The organism is Streptomyces sp. NBC_01465, from assembly GCF_036227325.1.
In the GTDB taxonomy this organism is placed as follows: domain Bacteria; phylum Actinomycetota; class Actinomycetes; order Streptomycetales; family Streptomycetaceae; genus Streptomyces.
This window is the reverse complement of sequence record NZ_CP109467.1, coordinates 397,829-413,933: the sequence shown is the minus strand read 5'-3', so window position 1 is coordinate 413,933 and position 16,105 is coordinate 397,829. Positions and strand designations below refer to the sequence as shown.

At 71.3% G+C, this 16,105-nt stretch carries 18 protein-coding genes; 7 read left to right on the top strand and 11 right to left on the bottom strand.

The annotated features are described in order from the left end of the window. Window positions 1–71: 71 nt before the first annotated feature. Window positions 72–470 carry a MarR family winged helix-turn-helix transcriptional regulator gene (locus tag OG707_RS01720; protein ID WP_329113533.1) on the top strand — a complete coding sequence of 133 codons (399 nt, stop codon included), beginning with the start codon at window positions 72–74 and terminating at the stop codon, window positions 468–470. A gap of 16 nt (window positions 471–486) precedes the next feature. On the opposite strand, the gene OG707_RS01715 is transcribed toward OG707_RS01720, so the two are convergent. Both OG707_RS01715 and OG707_RS01710 read right to left on the bottom strand, forming a co-directional pair. Next, window positions 487–1,221: a maleylpyruvate isomerase family mycothiol-dependent enzyme gene (locus OG707_RS01715; protein WP_329113531.1), complete on the bottom strand. Its 735-nt coding sequence runs from the start codon at window positions 1,219–1,221 to the stop codon at window positions 487–489. A 21-nt stretch (window positions 1,222–1,242) separates the two neighbouring features. After that, on the bottom strand, window positions 1,243–2,463 hold the full coding sequence (locus OG707_RS01710) for an MFS transporter (protein ID WP_329113529.1): 1,221 nt from the start codon (window positions 2,461–2,463) through the stop codon (window positions 1,243–1,245). 88 nt (window positions 2,464–2,551) lie between these two features. Between OG707_RS01710 and OG707_RS01705 the strand changes: the two genes are divergently transcribed. Then, window positions 2,552–3,772 carry an ROK family protein gene (locus tag OG707_RS01705; RefSeq protein ID WP_329113527.1) on the top strand — a complete coding sequence of 407 codons (1,221 nt, stop codon included), beginning with the start codon at window positions 2,552–2,554 and terminating at the stop codon, window positions 3,770–3,772. Here the strand turns inward: OG707_RS01705 and ilvY are convergent. Further along, window positions 3,763–4,614: an HTH-type transcriptional activator IlvY gene (gene ilvY / locus OG707_RS01700; RefSeq protein WP_329113525.1), complete on the bottom strand. Its 852-nt coding sequence runs from the start codon at window positions 4,612–4,614 to the stop codon at window positions 3,763–3,765. The genes OG707_RS01705 and ilvY overlap by 10 nt on opposite strands. A gap of 89 nt (window positions 4,615–4,703) precedes the next feature. On the opposite strand from ilvY, the gene OG707_RS01695 reads away from it, so the two are divergent. Continuing rightward, window positions 4,704–6,194 carry a ketol-acid reductoisomerase gene (locus OG707_RS01695; RefSeq protein ID WP_329113523.1) on the top strand — a complete coding sequence of 497 codons (1,491 nt, stop codon included), beginning with the start codon at window positions 4,704–4,706 and terminating at the stop codon, window positions 6,192–6,194. A 2-nt stretch (window positions 6,195–6,196) separates the two neighbouring features. Here the strand turns inward: OG707_RS01695 and OG707_RS01690 are convergent, their stop codons facing one another. From OG707_RS01690 to OG707_RS01675, 4 genes are read right to left on the bottom strand one after another with little or no spacing between them, the layout of a single operon-like run. Then, entirely contained in the window at window positions 6,197–7,096 is a 900-nt protein-coding gene (locus OG707_RS01690; protein WP_329113521.1) for a phosphotriesterase family protein, read from the bottom strand. Beyond that, window positions 7,090–7,668 carry a DUF4865 family protein gene (locus tag OG707_RS01685; RefSeq protein WP_329113519.1) on the bottom strand — a complete coding sequence of 193 codons (579 nt, stop codon included), beginning with the start codon at window positions 7,666–7,668 and terminating at the stop codon, window positions 7,090–7,092. The genes OG707_RS01690 and OG707_RS01685 overlap by 7 nt, the downstream gene beginning before the upstream one ends. A gap of 10 nt (window positions 7,669–7,678) precedes the next feature. Then, window positions 7,679–8,065: a (R)-mandelonitrile lyase gene (locus OG707_RS01680; RefSeq protein WP_329113516.1), complete on the bottom strand. Its 387-nt coding sequence runs from the start codon at window positions 8,063–8,065 to the stop codon at window positions 7,679–7,681. A 15-nt stretch (window positions 8,066–8,080) separates the two neighbouring features. Continuing rightward, window positions 8,081–8,656, bottom strand: coding sequence for a TetR/AcrR family transcriptional regulator (locus tag OG707_RS01675; RefSeq protein WP_329113514.1), 576 nt, complete (start codon window positions 8,654–8,656; stop codon window positions 8,081–8,083). A gap of 168 nt (window positions 8,657–8,824) precedes the next feature. On the opposite strand from OG707_RS01675, the gene OG707_RS01670 reads away from it, so the two are divergent. From OG707_RS01670 to OG707_RS01660, 3 genes are read left to right on the top strand one after another with little or no spacing between them, the layout of a single operon-like run. Then, window positions 8,825–9,106 carry an SHOCT domain-containing protein gene (locus tag OG707_RS01670; protein WP_329113512.1) on the top strand — a complete coding sequence of 94 codons (282 nt, stop codon included), beginning with the start codon at window positions 8,825–8,827 and terminating at the stop codon, window positions 9,104–9,106. After that, entirely contained in the window at window positions 9,103–9,861 is a 759-nt protein-coding gene (locus OG707_RS01665; RefSeq protein ID WP_329113510.1) for an ABC transporter ATP-binding protein, read from the top strand. The genes OG707_RS01670 and OG707_RS01665 overlap by 4 nt, the downstream gene beginning before the upstream one ends. Next, a complete protein-coding gene (locus tag OG707_RS01660; protein ID WP_329113508.1) occupies window positions 9,858–12,428 on the top strand; it encodes an ABC transporter permease in 2,571 nt (856 codons plus the stop codon). The genes OG707_RS01665 and OG707_RS01660 overlap by 4 nt, the downstream gene beginning before the upstream one ends. Before the next feature lie 32 nt (window positions 12,429–12,460). On the opposite strand, the gene OG707_RS01655 is transcribed toward OG707_RS01660, so the two are convergent. Further along, a complete protein-coding gene (locus OG707_RS01655; protein WP_329113505.1) occupies window positions 12,461–12,916 on the bottom strand; it encodes an ATP-binding protein in 456 nt (151 codons plus the stop codon). 141 nt (window positions 12,917–13,057) lie between these two features. After that, complete coding sequence (locus OG707_RS01650; protein ID WP_329113502.1) at window positions 13,058–13,375, bottom strand: hypothetical protein; 318 nt, start codon at window positions 13,373–13,375, stop codon at window positions 13,058–13,060. 220 nt (window positions 13,376–13,595) lie between these two features. On the opposite strand from OG707_RS01650, the gene OG707_RS01645 reads away from it, so the two are divergent. Then, entirely contained in the window at window positions 13,596–14,693 is a 1,098-nt protein-coding gene (locus tag OG707_RS01645; protein ID WP_329113500.1) for a PLP-dependent cysteine synthase family protein, read from the top strand. 3 nt (window positions 14,694–14,696) lie between these two features. Here OG707_RS01645 and OG707_RS01640 read toward each other — a convergent pair whose 3' ends face one another. Then, complete coding sequence (locus OG707_RS01640) at window positions 14,697–15,179, bottom strand: SRPBCC family protein (RefSeq protein WP_329113498.1); 483 nt, start codon at window positions 15,177–15,179, stop codon at window positions 14,697–14,699. Between the two features lie 60 nt (window positions 15,180–15,239). After that, the gene (locus OG707_RS01635) at window positions 15,240–16,079 is read right to left on the bottom strand and encodes a DeoR/GlpR family DNA-binding transcription regulator (protein WP_329113496.1); all 840 of its coding nucleotides are present in this window, start codon (window positions 16,077–16,079) and stop codon (window positions 15,240–15,242) included. Window positions 16,080–16,105 lie beyond the last annotated feature (26 nt).

The following is a 16,105-nucleotide window of genomic DNA, read 5'->3' as shown; positions in this document are numbered from 1 at the left end:
GCACATGCATCGAGTGCAAGTGCATTTAATTCCGATGCAACAAAGTGCCCGAACTCTGCTACCGTGCGGACATGGCGGTGAAGAAGACTGAGCGTGTCCTCGCGGACGAATGGCGCGACATCCTCGCGCTGCATGCCCGCACCCAGTGCGAGCTGGACCGCGAGCTGCATCAGCACGGTCTCGGCGCCAGCGATTTCGAGGTGCTGGACGTCCTGTCGGAGAACGGGGCCGAGGACGGCGGAGCCGCCTACCGGGTCCAGGAGATCGCCGCCCGCGTCCACCTCAGCCAGAGTGCGCTGTCGCGGCTGATCGCCCGGTTGGAGAAGGACGGCCTGGTCTGCCGGGGCATGTGCAGCGAGGACCGCCGCGGGGTGCGTGTCGTACTCACCGACGAGGGCCGGGCGCGCCATGCGGAAGTGCTTCCGCTGCAGCGGGCGGTGCTCGCCCGGATGCTCCGGCCCACGCCGTAGGGTCGTAGAGGCGGGATCAGATCCCGGACTTCTCCACCCACAGCTCCGCGAGCGCGGAATCGCCCGTCACGGTGACCGTCGAGAGCGGCTGTCGGTTCCACAGGGCCGCGTAGAGCTGCGCGGCCGTGCCGGTCAACTCGCAGTCGGCCGCGCCCTCTTCGCCGAGAACGGTCAGCGGGGGCTCACTGGTCAGTCGGCACGTCCATACGTCGCCCGTGTCGCTCGCCCTGACCCGCAGGGTCTTCGGAAGGTCGCTGCGCACCCGGCTCCTGGTGCGGGCGTGGAAGAGCCGCAGCAGTTCGTCGATGCCGTCGGCGGCGAACTCCGGTTCCAGTGGGCTGAGTTGTATACCGGCGGCCAGTTCTGCGTCGAAGCGGTGGACGGCGGTCTCGTGCGCCTGGCGGCGTGCCCAGAAGGCGAGCGGCGAGGGTGCGGGCATGAAGGCCCAGCACTCCACATCCGCGGGCGCCAGACTCAGGGTCGACATCAACGCCGTATGGCCTGCGCGGAACCAGGTGAGCAGCTCGTCGCCGGTGAGATCGGGGCCGACCCCGAAGGGGTGAGGCGTGGTGTGGCCCTCCGCGACAAATCCTGTTGCCCAGCGGTGCGCGCTGCCGGTGTGCCGCAGCAGATCGTCGACCTGCCAGTCGGGGCAGGTCGGCACGGGGGCGTCGGTGCCCGCCGATGCGGCGGCCGCGGCCAGCAACTGACCCTCGCGTTCGAGTGACTTGATGTGATCGGCGATGTCCATACGGGGATTCTGCCAGCAGCTTTACGCGGTGGAAGGGGACGCGCTCCGGGCGAGGAAGCCGATGAGCGCGGCGGTGGCGGCGAGCAGCGCCACGGTCGTCAGCGCCAGGGGCAGCGAGAAGGCGTCGGCCAGGAAGCCGATGGCGGGCGGGCCGAGCAGCATGCCGCCGTACCCCAGCGTGGAGGCGGTGGCGACACCGCTCGGACCGGCCAGGGCGCCGGCGCGTGCCACGGCCACCGGGAAGATGTTGGCCAGCCCGAGCCCGGTCACCGCGAACCCCAGCAGCGCCAGCCAGGCCGTCGGTGCGAGCGCGCCGAGCAGCATGCCGACGGCCGCGGTCGAGCCGCCCGCGACGAGCGTACGGGTCTGGCCGAGCCGCTCCAGGAGGGCCGTGCCGGTGAGCCGGCCCGCCGTCATGGCCAGGGCGAAGGCGGAGTACCCGGCGGCGGCGACGCCCGGGTGGGTGTGCAGGTCCTGCTCCAGATGGAGCGCGCCCCAGTCGGCCAACGCCCCTTCCCCGTAAGCCGTACAGAGCGCGATGATGCCGAACACCAGGACCAGGCGCCTGCTGCGGCGGTCGAGCCGGTGCGATCCCGTTTCGGCGGCGGCCTGTTCGGGGGCGGACGGGGCGTCGTACCGCAGCAGTACGCGACCGGCCGCCGCGGTCATCAGGAGCCCGACGACGGTCAGGGCCAGCAGATGAACCGTGGGGGAGAGGCCGCCCGCGACCAGTCCGCCGAGCCCCGCCCCGACCATGCCGCCGAGGCTGAACGCCGCGTGGAAACTCGGCATCAGCGGGCGGCGCAGTGCGGCGACCACATCGACGGCCGCGCTGTTCATGGCCACATTGACACCGCCGTACGCGGCACCGAAGACCAGCAGGACCAGACCGAGCGAGAGTGCCGAATGGGTCAGCGGCGGCAGCGCGATGCTGAGGGACAGCAGGACGGCGCAGACGACTGTGACCGCGTGGCTGCCGAAGCGGCGGCAGAGCCGGCCGGTCAGCGTCATGGTGATCACGGCGCCCGCCGAGACCCCGAGCAGGGCGAGTCCCAGTGTGCTGGCCGACGCTCCGGTCTGGTCCTTGATCGCGGGGATACGGACCACCCAGCCCGCGAACAGGAAGCCGTCCAGGGCGAAGAAGGCGGTCAGGGCGGTGCGCAGTCGGGTCAGGGAGGCGGTGGCGGAGTCCGGACCGGTTGCCCCCGGAACGGCCGTACGTAGTTTGTTTAGTAGCGGCACAAAGGCAGGATAGGGGTAGCTGTCCACTTCGGACAAGTGAGTAACCGGAAGGCTTTCCTTCGCCCGGGATCATGCGAGACTCACCTCCATGAACGGCAAGGTGACGACGGCCAGGACTCGGCTGGAACGCGGTCGCAGCGCGCTCGGACCCGCACTCGAACTGGTCCACACGGGCCGCGCGCCCACCCGCGCCGTGCTCACCGCCGAACTCGGAGTCACCCGCGCCACCGCGGGTGCGGTCGCCGCCGAGCTCGAGGCCCTCGGCCTGATCAGGGTCGACTCCAGGCCCGGCGCCCCGGCCGGCTCCCAGGGGCGGCCCTCGCACCGGCTCTCCATCGACCCGGGCGGCCCCGTCGTACTCGCCGCCCAGGTGCACTCCGACGGTTTCCGCGCCGCGCTCGTCGGTCTCGGCGGCCGGATCGTCGCCACCTCGCCCGGTGCCGTCACGGTCTCCGCCGACCCCGCGCAGGTCCTCGGCGAGGTCGTCGACGCGGGCGCGAAGCTGCTGCGCGAGACCGGACTCCGCTGTGCGGGCGCGGGACTTGCCGTACCGTCGGCCGTCGCCGAACCCGAGGGCACCGCCCTCAACCCGCTCCATCTCGCCTGGCCCGCGGGCGCCCCGGTCCGCGACATCTTCGCCGAGCGGGTACGGGACGCGGGCATCGCGGGCCCCGCGTTCACCGGTAACGACGTCAACCTGGCCGCGCTCGCCGAACACCGCCACGGCGCGGGCCGCGGCGCCGCCCACCTCCTCTGCGTGGCCACCGGACACCGCGGCGTCGGCGGCGCCCTCGTCCTCGACGGCCGTCTGCACACCGGGAGTTCGGGCCTCGCCCTGGAGGTCGGCCACCTCACCGTCAACCCCGAGGGCCGCCCCTGCTACTGCGGCAGCCGGGGCTGTCTCGACGTCGAGACCGACCCGCTCGCCTTCCTCACCGCGGCCGGCCGCGAAGCAGGCCCCGAGGGTTCGCTGCTCCAGCAGGCGCGCGATCTGCTCCGTACGGAATACACGGACACGGCCGTACGGTCCGCCGCCGAGGAGATCGTGGACCGTCTCGGCCTCGGGCTCGCGGGCCTCGTCAACATCCTCAACCCCGACCGCATCATCCTCGGCGGCCTCCACCGCGAACTCCTGGACACCGACCCCGAGCGGCTGCGCGCCGTCGTAGCCGACCGCAGCCTGTGGGGGAGGAGCGGCGGCGTGCCGATCCTCCCGTGCACGCTCGACCACAACAGCCTCGTGGGAGCAGCCGAGTTGGCTTGGCAGCCGGTGCTCGACGACCCCCTGGCCGCGCTCGCTCAGGCCTGAGCGGCGAGACTCCACACGGCGGCCACCAGCGGGCGCCGCAGATCGGCACGGCGGACGCACAGGCCGATGGGGAACGGTTCCAGCGCCGGCTCGGCGGGCACGGTCGTCACCCGGTCCCGTACGGCACTGATGTCCAGGACCAGCTTCGGTACGACACCGACACCGCACCCCAGGGCGACCAGCGTCAGCAGCGCCTCGTGCCCGTCCGCCTCGGCCGCCACCTCCGGCGCCGTGCCGTGGCCGCGGAACCAGCGGTCGGCCGCCTCCCGGACCAGACCGCCGCGCGGCAGCACGAACGGGCCGCCGAGGTCGTACGCGGACTGCCGCGCCGTCACGAACACCAGCGGTGTGACGGCCACCGTGCGACTCACCAGCGAGGCCGGCAGCCGGGCCGGAATCCCCGCCACGGCCAGGTCGACCTCGCCCTCGTCGAGCCGGGCCAGCGCGGTCGCGGCGTCGCCGGTACGCAGATCCACCCGTACCTGCGGATGGGCCTTCCGGAGCGGTGCCAGAAGGTCGGGAAGCAGCGCCTGACAGGCCGTCACCGTGGCGAACACGCCCATTCTTCCGGTGAGTTCGGCCGGGTCCGGGTGCTCGTCGCGATACGTGTGCCAGAGCTCCAGCGCGTCGCGCGCGTACTCCTGGAACCGCCGCCCCTCGGCGGTCAGCGCGACCCCGTGCGGCCCCCGGTCCAGGAGCCGGTGGCCGAGCCCCGCCTCCAGACGCTGCACGGTGCGGGTGAGCGTCGCCGGGCTGACATGGCAATCCAGGCTGGTGCGGCCGAAGTTGAGGGTCTGCGCCAGATGGAGGAAGAGACGCAGCGCACGAAGGTCGTCGGCCACCCGTTCACCTCGGTCTTTCGTTTCACGCAACGGACCGCTGCGATTCTTGCGCTTGCCGCAATGTCGCGGCGGAGCCTACAACGGCATGCATGACCTCCACGACCTCCACCACGACGAACACCTTTACCTCGACGGTCTTCCCGACCGAGACGATGGACGTGCCCGGCGGCACCGAGACCATCCTGCGCGGCGGCCGGCACCTCTTTCCGCTGCTTCCCGCGGCCTTCCGCGGGATCCGCCGGATCGGGGTCATCGGCTGGGGCCCGCAGGGCCGCGCCCAGGCCCTCAACCTCCGTGACTCACTGGCCGGTTCGGACATCCGCGTCGCCGTCGGACTGCGCCCGGGATCGTCGTCGGCCGCAGACGCCCGCGCCCACGGATTCACCGAGGAGGACGGCACGCTGGGGGACTGGCTCGCCGTCACCGCCGACAGCGACCTCGTCATCCTGCTGATCGCCGACGCCGCGCTCGCCGCCCACCACCAGGAGGTCTTCGCCGCCCTCGCGCCCGGCGCCACGATCGGGCTCTCCCACGGCTTCCTGCTCGGTCATCTGCGGGAGACCGGCGGCGACTTCCCCGCCGGGCATGGGGTGATCGCCGTCTGCCCCAAGGGCATGGGCGACTCGGTGCGCCGGCTGTACGTACAGGGCGCCGAGATCAACGGTGCAGGCATCAACAGCAGCTTCGCCGTCCACGCCGACCCCGACGGCCACGCCACCGACCGCGCCCTGGCCTGGTCGGTCGCGCTCGGCTCCCCGTACACCTTCCGCACCACCCTGCGCGGCGAGTTCCTCTCGGACATCGTCGGCGAACGCGGCATCCTGCTCGGCGCCGTCCACGGCATGGTCGAGAGCCTGTACCAGCACTTCCGGATCGCCGGGGACGACGAGATCACCGCGTACGAGCGCTCCTGCGAGAACGTGACCGGACCCATCGCCCGCACCATCTCCCGCTCCGGCCTGCGCGCCGTGCGCGAAGAACTCACCGCGGACGGCCGGGAGATCTTCGACCGGGCGTACGCGGCTGCGTACAGCCCCGCCCGCGACCTCGTTGCCGAGATCTACGACGAGGTGGAGGACGGCACCGAGCTGCGCAGCGTGATCCTCGCCGAACAGCGCCTGGGTGCCCGCCCGATGACCGTCGTCGGCGCCTCCCCGATGTGGGCGGCAGGCGGCGCGGTGCGCGCGCGTCGCTGCGAACGCGAGCTGCCCGTCGACCCGTTCACCGCCGGGATCTTCATCGCCACGATGACGGCCCAGGTCGACGAGTTCGCCGACCGCGGCCACCCCTGGTCGGAGATCGTCAACGAGTCGGTCATCGAGGCGGTCGACTCCCTGCTGCCGTACATGCACGCGCGTGACGTCGCGTACATGGTCGACAACTGCTCGCGGACGGCCCGCCTCGGCACCCGCCGCTGGGGGCCGAGGTTCCAGGCAGCGTACGAGCAGATCGCCTACCCGGCGGCCGCGGGGGCCGGCGACCCGTCCCTGATCAAGGCATTCCTCGCCAACCCGGTCCACGAAGCGCTGGCGGCGGCCGCCGAGATGCGACCCTCCGTGGACATCTCCGTGACGTCCTGACCTCAGCCCGCGGACCCGGCCAGGGCGAAGGCGCGCGCCGGGTTCGCGGTCAAAATCTGCTCCACCAGCTTCTCGCCCAGGGCGAGTTCGAGCCGGGGCCGCAGCCTGCGCAGCAGATACGGCATCCCCGGAGTCTCCGGCACGACCGTGTCCCCGCCGAGCAGCAGCCGGTCCCCGTACCCCGCATCCGCGAGCGCGGCCAGCACCTCGGGCAGCCGCCAGTCGGTGGCGTGGTTGGCCCGGGAAGGCCCGTCGAACCCGAGGAACGCACCCGCACGCGCAGCCTCGTGATGCACCGCGGAATCGGGGGAGCGGTTGAGATGTCCGAGGATCACGTGGCCGGGCGGAACCCCCAACTCACCGCACAGCAGGTCGAGTACGTCGAGCGCGGCCGTTCCCAGCTCCAGGTGTACGGCGATCGGCGCACCCGTGAGGTGATGCGCCTCGGCCGCCGCGCGCATCGTCGTCCGGGCGTGCGCGTCCAGTACGTGGAAGCTTCCGGCCACCTTGATCAGCCCTGCGCGCACACCCGTCGACCCGATGCCCTCCGTCACCTCGGTCACGAACAGCTCGGCGAGCGATCCGAGGACCCGGTCGAGCGTCTCCGCGCTGTAGTTCCCCGCCTGGTGGAACCCGGTCGCGGCCACCACATGCGCACCGGTCTCACGGGCCAGCGCCACCAGCGCCTCGGGCTCGCGCCCCATGCCGTACGGCGTCCACTGCACGACGGTCCGGCCGCCGAGTTCGCGGAACTCCCGCAGCGCGCGGCCCGCCCGCTCCAGGTCGTCGAGCTCAAGACCCGGCAGCAGCGGACTGCGGATGAACAAGTGGTCATGGGCGTCAGTGATGCCCAACTCGCCTGCGGGGACGTCCCCGAGGACCGTACGGACGAAGCTCACCACTGCCTCCCGCGGACCAGCGACGCACGCTCGGGCGCGGAGAGGTGCAGCACCTCGAAGCGGTCGCCGACCGCCCTCGGCGCCCCTTCCCAGAGGGTGAAATGGACCAGCTCCCAGTGGCGCGGATCGACGCCGAGCGCCGCGCACACCACCCCGTCGATACGGGCCAGCCGCTGCGTCTCGCGCACCGCCTCGTCGATCGCGGCGGCGAGGTCACCGCCCTCCGCGATCCGCTGCCTGCGCCGGACGGCGTGGCGCGCGGAGGCGCCGGCCGCGGGGCCGTCCTCGTACACGAGACCGGTCCAGTGCTGCACCTCGGGCCGCCCGAAGTCGTTGACGAGGCCCTGGAATCCGGGCCCCCAGAGGAAGGAGTTCATGCCCTCGGGCGTGTTCCAGAGATAGAAGGGCGCGTACTGATTGACCGGTGAGTCCGAGCCGCGCTCCCGCATCAGATACGCCTTGATGCCGAGCCCGGGGAAGTCGTCGAGCAGATGCCCCTTGGCGGCCACCCGCTTGCGGATGATCTCCATGTCGTAGTCGGCGGGGAGGGTGATCTCGTACTGCATGGCATGCATGGAATGCTCCTCAGATCTCGGCGTCGACGAGTGCGTCCCAGGTGATGGTGGTGCCGTCCTCCGCCGCTTCGACCACCGCGAGATGCGTCATGAAGGTGCGCGGTCCGGCGCCGTGCCAGTGCCGTTCGCCCGGCTCGATCCAGACGGTGTCACCGGCGCGGATCGGCTCCACGGGACCGCCCTCGCGCTGCACGAGCCCCTCGCCCTCGGTGACGTGCAGGATCTGGCCGTGCGGGTGGGTGTGCCAGGCGGTGCGGGCGCCCGGCGCGAAGTGGACACTGAACATCCGTATGCGGGACGCGGGTTGAGGTGCGTTGATCTCGTCGAGCCACACCGTCCCGGTGAAGTTCTCCGCGGGACCTTGCACACTGTCGGGGCGCTTGCGGGTGATCTGCACGTGCGGTCTCTCTCCTCAGTCGCGGGGTGCGAGCAGCGCGAGAAGTCCACGGACTCCCGCGTCGAAAGCGGCGGTCGAGCCGGAGGCGCGGGCCAGGACGTAGCCGCCCTGCACCGTGGCGACGATCGTCGACGCGACGTCCCCGGGCTCCACCGAGGCGGGGAACTCGCCGTCCCTCACGCCCTGTTGGGCGATCTCGGCCAGCCGTCCGCGCAGCCACGTGATCGTCTCGTCGACCGGTGCGCGCAGCTCGTCGCTGGCGATGATGTCCGGGTCCATCGTGAGCCGCCCGACGGGGCAGCCGCGCAGGACGTCGCGCTCGCGCAGCAGATACGACGCGATCTTCTCGTACGCCGAACCCTCGATCCCGAGCGTGGCGTCGGCCGTGGCACGCAGCTCCTGCGCCGTACGCCGGATCGCGGCCAGCGCCAGATCCGGCTTCCCGGTGAAGTGGTGGTACATGCTGCCCTGGCCTGCGCCCGCCTGCTGCTGGATCGCCTTGGGGCTGGTGCCCACGTATCCGCGCTCCCACAGGAGCTCGCGGGTGGCCTCGATCAGACGCTCCGGAGTGCTCATGCGCTCACTGTACATACTAGTAGGTACAGAAACCAGAGGGCCGAGGAAGCAGCCGACCACCCACCCGCGTACTCCCGTGGTGGTACACCCACTGCCGCTGGCCGTACGACGACCCGGCCCCCCTCCCGGCGGGAGGCTCGATACCAGAGCAACAGCCCATCCCCACCGAGGAGCTGAACCGAAATGAACACCCTCGCGCACGCAGGCGGACCCGGCCCGTGGATCCTCTTCTTCCCGCTGATCTGGGCAGCCGTCGTCGTCACCGTCGTCACCGTCCTGCGCCGCACCGTCTGGCGCGGCCGCCGCGGCCCCTGGCAGGTCAGGGCCGCCCACGGCGAGCACTCGCCGATCGCGATGCTCGGCCGGCGCTTCGCCGCCGGCGAGATCGACGAGGACGAGTACTGGCGCCGGCTCTCCGTCCTGGACGAGCAGTTCGGGCGCGCCACCAAGGGCGGTGCGGCATGAGCACCGCCACCCGTACCGAAACCGCCGCGCGTGTGGTCGACGCCGTGAAGGTCTACGGCAGGGGCGACACCGAAGTGAGGGCCCTGGACGGGGTGAGCGTCGACTTTCCGGCCGGCCGTTTCACCGCGATCATGGGGCCCTCGGGCTCCGGCAAGTCCACCCTCATGCACTGCGCCGCCGGACTCGACACGCTCACCTCCGGCTCCGCCTTCATCGGCGGTACGGAACTGAGCAGCCTGGACGACCGCCGCCTCACCCTGCTCCGCCGGGAGCGGATCGGCTTCGTCTTCCAGGCCTTCAACCTCATCCCCACCCTGACCGTCGCCGAGAACATCACCCTCCCGCAGGACCTCGCCGGAGCCCGCGGCGACCAGGAGTGGACCGACGCGCTCATCGACGTCGTCGGACTGCGCGACCGGCTGCACCACCGGCCCAGCGAACTCTCCGGCGGCCAGCAGCAACGCGTCGCCGTCGCCCGCGCCTTCGCCGGACGCCCGGACGTCGTCTTCGCGGACGAGCCCACCGGCAACCTCGACTCCCGCTCCGGCGAAGAGGTCCTGCGTCTGCTCGGCCGCGCGGTGCGCCAGATGGACCGCACCGTCGTGATGGTCACGCACGACCCGGTGGCCGCCGCCCACGCCGACGAGGTCGTCTTCCTCGCCGACGGCCGGCTCGTCGACCGGATGCAGAGTCCCACCGCCGACCGGGTCCTCGACCGGCTCAAAGCCTTCGACACCAGGGGTGTTCAGACATGAGCAGGCTCCCCGCTTCCCTCCGCATCAGCCTCTCCTCGCTCCGCGCCCACAAGCGGCGCTTCGCGGGGACCTTCACCGCGGTTCTCCTCGGCGTCGCCTTCCTCGCGGGCACCCTCGTCATGGGCGACACGCTGCGCGCCAGCTTCGACACCCTCTTCACCAATGCCACAGGCAGCACCGACGCGGTCGTCCGCAGCTCCAACGTGGTCACCGTCTCCGGTGAGGGCCAGGGCACCCGCCAGCCGGTGAGCACCACCCTCGTCGACACGATCCGGCGCACTCCGGGTGTCGCCGCCGCGGCTCCGGACATCCAGGGAGCGGGCCAACTCGTCGGCTCCAATGGCAAACCCGTCGGCGGTCAGGGCCCGCCCACCCTCGCCGGCAACTGGATCGACGACCCGAAGCTCAACCCGTACCAGCTTGCCGAAGGCCGCGCCCCGAGCGCCCCCGGCGAGGTCGTCGTCAACCGCGCCGCCGCCGACAAGGGCGGCCTCAAGCTCGGCGACACCACCGTGCTGCGCACCCCCGACCCGGTCACCGTCCGCATCGTCGGCCTGGCCACCTTCGGCGGCGAGGACGGGATGGCCCAGGTCACCTACACCGGAATGACCCTGGCCGACGCGTCGAAGTACCTCACGCCCAAGCCGGACCAGGCGTCGTCCATCCAGGTCAGGGCCGGCCCGGGCACCACGCAGCAGCAGCTCGTCGACGCCCTGGAACCCGTACTTCCCAAGGGAGTTGAGGCCATCACCGGAGAGGAGTCCGCGCAGGAGAGCCAGGACGCCGTCTCCGGCCAGTTCCTGACCCTCTTCACCGCCCTCCTCCTGGTCTTCTCCGGCATCGTGCTCCTCGTCGCGACTTTCTCCATCCACAACACCTTCGCGATCGTCGTCGCCCAGCGCACCCGCGAGAACGCCCTGCTCCGCGCCCTCGGCGCCTCCCGCCGCCAGGTCGTCTCCTCGACCCTCGCCGAAGCGACGGTCGTCGCCGTCACGGCATCCGCAGCCGGACTCCTCGGCGGCATCGGCATCGCGGCAGGCCTTCAAGCTCTCTTCCCGGTCATCGGATTCCCCTTCCCCAAGGGCGACTTGGTGATCAGCGGCCTCTCCCTGGCGCTGCCCCTCGCCGTCGGGATCCTCGTCTGCCTGGGCTCCGCCCTGCTGCCCGCCGTCCGCGCCGGACGCACCGCGCCCCTGGCCGCACTGCGCGAAACGGCGGTCGACCATTCCGGGGCGTCCCGCACCCGGGCGGTCACCGGTACGGCCCTCGGCGTCGCCTCGATCGCCACCGTCCTCACCGGCGCCCTGCTCTCCCCGTCCATCTGGCTCTCCGCGGCGGGCGCGGTCCTGGCCCTGGTGGCCTTCGTCGTCCTCGGTCCCGTCGCGTCCTCCTTCGCCGTACGCACTCTCGGCGGACCCCTCGACCGCCTGCGCGGCGTCACCGGCGGCCTCGCCAAGCGCAATGCGCTGCGCAGCCCCAAGCGCACGGCCGCCACCGCGACCGCGCTCATGATCGGCGTCGCCGTCGTCTCGCTCTTCACGGTCTTCGCCGCCTCGCTGAAGGCGACCATGGACCAGACGGTGGACCGCGCCTTCGCCGGCGATCTGGCCGTCAGCGCCCCGGCGTTCGGAGCGGGCGGCAGCGGACTCAGCCCCGCGCTGGGCCCCGCGCTCGCCAAGCTCCCCGAGGTGGACACAGCGGTCGGCCTCGGTAAGGGCGTCGCGGAAGTCAACGGCACGGGACGCAATCTCACCGTCACCGACCCGGCAGCGCTCGCCAGGGTCCTGGACCTCGGCACAGTCACCGGTTCGCTCGAATCGCTCGGCACGGACGGCATCGCCGTCTCGCAGAAGGAGGCCGACAAGCGCGGCTGGCAGCCGGGCTCCACGGTCGCCCTCGCCTTCACCGACGGCAAGAAGCAGACCTTCACCATACGGGCGGAGTACAGCCGCTGGGAGCTCCCCGGCGACTACCTGATCACCCGCCAGGCCTGGGCCCCGCACCGCGGCCAGGACTCCGACACCCTGGTCGCCGTCGCGTTCAAGGACGGAGTGACGGCAGCGGACGGCAAGGCCGCCGTGAAGAAGACCGCAGCCGCCTACGGCAGCCCGTCCGTACAGACCCGCGGCGAGTACGCGCAGTCCTCGGCAGGCGGCATCGACATGATGCTGACGCTGGTCTACGCCCTGCTCGCGCTCGCCGTACTCATCGCGCTGCTCGGCATCGCCAACACGCTCACCCTCGCCATCCACGAGCGCACCCGCGAACTCGGCCTGCTGCGCGCCGTCGGACAGACCCGCAGGCAGCTGCGCGCCATGGTCCGCTGGGAGTCGGTGCTGGTGGCCGCCTTCGGCACGGCGGGCGGCGTGGGACTGGGAGCGTTCCTCGGCTGGGTGCTCGTCAAGGCCTCGGAAGGGGCGGGGGACACCGCATTCGCCTTCGCGCTCCCGCCGGTGCGGCTCGCGGTGATCGTGGTCGTAGGACTGACCGCCGGAGCGCTCGCCGGGTGGCGCCCTGCTCGCAGGGCGGCGCGCCTGGACGTGCTGCGCGCCATCGCCACCGAATAGGCCCCGGCAGCTGCGCACCGTGCACGGCCCGGTCAGCCCGCAACGGCGGACCGGGCCATCCGCTCGGGGCAGGGCGGCAGCGCCACGGCGGGGGTGGGCGCGGGCAGCGTGAACCACACGACCTTTCCCGTCGGGCCCTCCGGTCGTACGCCCCAGCTCTCGCTCACCGCCGCGATCATCGCGAGACCGCGCCCGCACGTGGCGAGTGGATCCGCGTCGCGGACCGTGGGCAGATGGGGATCGTGGTCATGCACCGACACCGTGAGCCGGTCGAGCAGCAGCTCGATCTCGACGATGCACATCTTGTCCGGCTGGGCATGACGATGGACGTTGGTGAGCAATTCGGTGACGCCCAGCGCTGCCTGGTCGATCAGAGGATCGAGATGCCAGTAGCGCAACTGCGCCGATACGATTCTGCGGACTTGCCCGATCCGCGACGGCAGAGCCTGCAGCTCCACCGTGCAATGCCTGCTTGGCTGGCTGATCACGACTGCGACTCCCCGAATGAGGTCCGGAAGTGCTGTGTGGACCGGCGGAGTGAAACTGGATCTCAGTGTGACCGCCGGTGAACCCTCAGTGATGTGAGACCAGGGTCGCCCAGCGGATACGGCCGCGCAACTCGCGCCTCATCAGTCCCGTGCGCCCCGTGCGTCCCGCACGGCGTCGAGGAAGCGGCTGACCACCCCTGATGCGTCGGGGATACGGTCCGGCCGCCCCATGGTCAGCCGGTAGCGCGTGCCGTTGACCGTTGCCACCGTACGGTCGCCCCCCGCGAACCAGGGCCGGCCCGCACTGACCGTCCCCAGCGGGGCACTGTCGATCTCCCGCCCGCTGCTCGTCAGCAGCGCCAGCCTGCCGTCCTTGATCAGGACCTTCCCCGCCCGGGTGAGCGAGCGGGGCCACCGCTCTATCCGTACGCCCGTCGCAGTGAACTCCGGTTCCGCCATGGCCGTCCCGCCCCCTTCGCGTCGACTCCTGCGGTGCAGTCTGCCGGGGCCCGGGCCCGCGCACCAGTGTGCACGGTGAACGGATCGGCGAAGGGATCGGCCGCTTCTCACTCCCGGCCCACAAGCAACTGCTATGGCGTATCAAAGTGAACGTTTGTGCAGGTGAGGGGCGTATGTTGGCCAGAGGTGAGGGAAGTCGAACCGACGAGGAGTGGCGCGGATGAACACCATCGACGTGGACCGCAGCGATCCGGAGTACCGGGCCTGGCTGAAAGAGGCCGTCCGTAAGGTCCAGGCCGACTCCAACCGCTCCGCGGACACGCATCTGCTGCGCTTCCCGCTCCCCGAGCACTGGGGCATCGACCTCTATCTGAAGGACGAGTCGACCCACCCGACCGGCAGCCTCAAGCACCGTCTCGCCCGCTCGCTCTTCCTCTACGGGCTGTGCAACGGCTGGATCCGCCCCGGCAAGCCCGTCATCGAGGCCTCCAGCGGCTCGACCGCGGTCTCCGAGGCGTACTTCGCCGGGCTGATCGGGGTGCCGTTCATCGCGGTGATGCCGCGCACCACCAGCCACGAGAAGTGCCGGCTGATCGAGTTCCACGGCGGGAAGTGCCACTACGTCGACGACTCGCGGAAGATGTACGAGGAAGCCGCCTCGCTGGCCGCCGAGTCGGGCGGCCACTACATGGACCAGTTCACCTACGCGGAGCGTGCCACGGACTGGCGGGGCAACAACAACATCGCCGAATCCATCTACCAGCAGCTGAAGTTGGAGCGCTACCCCGAGCCCGCGTGGATCGTGGCGACCGCCGGGACCGGCGGCACCTCGGCGACCATCGCGCGCTACGTCCACTACATGCAGCACGACACCCGCATCTGCGTCCCCGACCCGGAGAACTCCTGTTTCTTCGAGGGCTGGACCAACAACGACCCGCTCGCCACCAGCGACTGCGGATCGCGGATCGAGGGCATCGGCCGGCCCCGGATGGAGCCGAGCTTCGTCCCCGGTGCGATCGACCGGATGATGAAGGTGCCCGACGCGGCGAGCGTCGCCGCCGTACGCGCCCTGGAGCAGGCCATCGGCCGCAAGGCCGGCGGCTCCACCGGCACCGGGCTGTGGAGCGCGCTGAAGATCGTCGCCGAGATGGTCGCCGAGGGCCGCACCGGAAGCGTCGTCACCCTGATCTGCGACCCGGGCGACCGCTATCTCGACAAGTACTACTCGGACGCCTGGCTCGCCGAACAGGGCCTGGACATCGCACCGTACGCCGCGGCCATCGACTCGCTCCTGGCCACCGGACGCTGGGCGGACTGACCTCTACGGGGCGGGTGTCGCCGCCAGCCGCCGGTCCAGATTGCGGACCGCGTCGCGGAACGACCGCCCCAGACCCGCCCGGACCAGCTTGATCCCCGTACGCACCGGGGCGGACCCGTCGGCGGCGAACGTCCACTGCACCAGAGTGCCGTTCGCCGTCGGGGTCAGCAGCCACTCCTCCAACAGGGCGCGCAGTCCAGGGGCGTTGGTGGAGTCGACCCGGTACGCGTACCGGGTCGAGGGCTCCTTCGCCAGGATCGTCTCCTGGAAGTGGACGCCACCCTTCAGCCTGACCTCGCGGGCCGCGCCGCCCGCCGTCGGCCGCGCCAGCTTCACCGCGGTGAACCACTCGGGCAGGGTCTCGACTTCCTCCGCGAGCGCTTGGTACACCGCGTCCGCGGAGGCGGAGACCTCCGCGGCGAAGACCAGGCGCAGGGGTGCGGTGTTCACGAAGTCGAGCTCCACGGGGCGGAGTTGACGCGCCATGGGTGGTGCACCTCCAACAGGGTCTGCGGGCCGGGCCCGGACACCATAGCTGGCACACCGTCAGATGTCTGCGGCGCCTTCGCCCTCGCCCGCGACCACCAGGCCCGGCAGATGCTCCTCGATCTCCTCGCGCACCTCTGCGGAGAGCCCCGAGTCGGTGACGAAGATGTCGACCTCCTCCAGCGTGGCGAAGGAACTCAGGCCCACCTTGCCCCACTTGGTGTGGTCGGCGACCACGACGACGCGCCGCGCCGACTGCACGAACCGCCGGTTGGTCTCCGCCTCCGCCAGATTGGGCGTGGACAGACCCGCGTCGGCCGAGATCCCGTGCACACCGAGGAACAGCACATCGAAGTGGAGGGAGCGGATCGCCTGGTCGGCCACCGGACCCACCAGCGTCTCCGACGGCGTACGGACCCCGCCGGTGAGCACCACCGTCGCCGCCCCCGGACGCTGCCCGTTCCCGCCGGACGGGCGCTGAGCCGACTGGAACACATCGGCGACCCGCACCGAGTTGGTCACCACCGTCAGATCCGGTACGTCCAGGAGCTGATGGGCCAGTGCGTACGTCGTCGTGCCGCCGGCCAGCGCGATCGCACTGCCGGGCACGGCCATCGCCGCGGCCGCCCGCGCGATGTCCTCCTTGGCGCTCAGCTCCAGCGACGACTTCGCCTCGAACCCCGGCTCGTGCGTGGACGCCTCGACCACGGGGACGGCGCCGCCGTGCACCTTCTCGATGACACCCTGCCGGGCGAGCGCGTCCAGGTCCCTGCGGACCGTCATGTCCGAGACCTTGAGCTTCCGGGTCAGTTCATTGACCCGGACCCCGCCGCGCCGCCGGACCTCGTCCAGGATCAGGGCGCGACGCTGTTCCGCGAGCAGGTTCTGATTCTCGCTCACCGCAGAGTCGGTCCTTCCGCATCGTC

Excerpts from the sequence above, each read along its gene's own strand:
- OG707_RS01640 (WP_329113498.1), bottom strand. The coding sequence starts at position 15,179 with ATGGCGCGTCAACTCCGCCCCGTGGAGCTCGACTTCGTGAACACCGCA.
- OG707_RS01675 (WP_329113514.1), bottom strand. The coding sequence starts at position 8,656 with ATGTACAGTGAGCGCATGAGCACTCCGGAGCGTCTGATCGAGGCCACC.
- OG707_RS01705 (WP_329113527.1), top strand. The coding sequence starts at position 2,552 with ATGAACGGCAAGGTGACGACGGCCAGGACTCGGCTGGAACGCGGTCGC.
- OG707_RS01670 (WP_329113512.1), top strand. The coding sequence starts at position 8,825 with ATGAACACCCTCGCGCACGCAGGCGGACCCGGCCCGTGGATCCTCTTC.
- OG707_RS01715 (WP_329113531.1), bottom strand. The coding sequence starts at position 1,221 with ATGGACATCGCCGATCACATCAAGTCACTCGAACGCGAGGGTCAGTTG.
- OG707_RS01660 (WP_329113508.1), top strand. The coding sequence starts at position 9,858 with ATGAGCAGGCTCCCCGCTTCCCTCCGCATCAGCCTCTCCTCGCTCCGC.
- OG707_RS01650 (WP_329113502.1), bottom strand. The coding sequence starts at position 13,375 with ATGGCGGAACCGGAGTTCACTGCGACGGGCGTACGGATAGAGCGGTGG.
- OG707_RS01695 (WP_329113523.1), top strand. The coding sequence starts at position 4,704 with ATGACCTCCACGACCTCCACCACGACGAACACCTTTACCTCGACGGTC.
- OG707_RS01665 (WP_329113510.1), top strand. The coding sequence starts at position 9,103 with ATGAGCACCGCCACCCGTACCGAAACCGCCGCGCGTGTGGTCGACGCC.
- OG707_RS01720 (WP_329113533.1), top strand. The coding sequence starts at position 72 with ATGGCGGTGAAGAAGACTGAGCGTGTCCTCGCGGACGAATGGCGCGAC.
- OG707_RS01685 (WP_329113519.1), bottom strand. The coding sequence starts at position 7,668 with ATGCATGCCATGCAGTACGAGATCACCCTCCCCGCCGACTACGACATG.
- OG707_RS01645 (WP_329113500.1), top strand. The coding sequence starts at position 13,596 with ATGAACACCATCGACGTGGACCGCAGCGATCCGGAGTACCGGGCCTGG.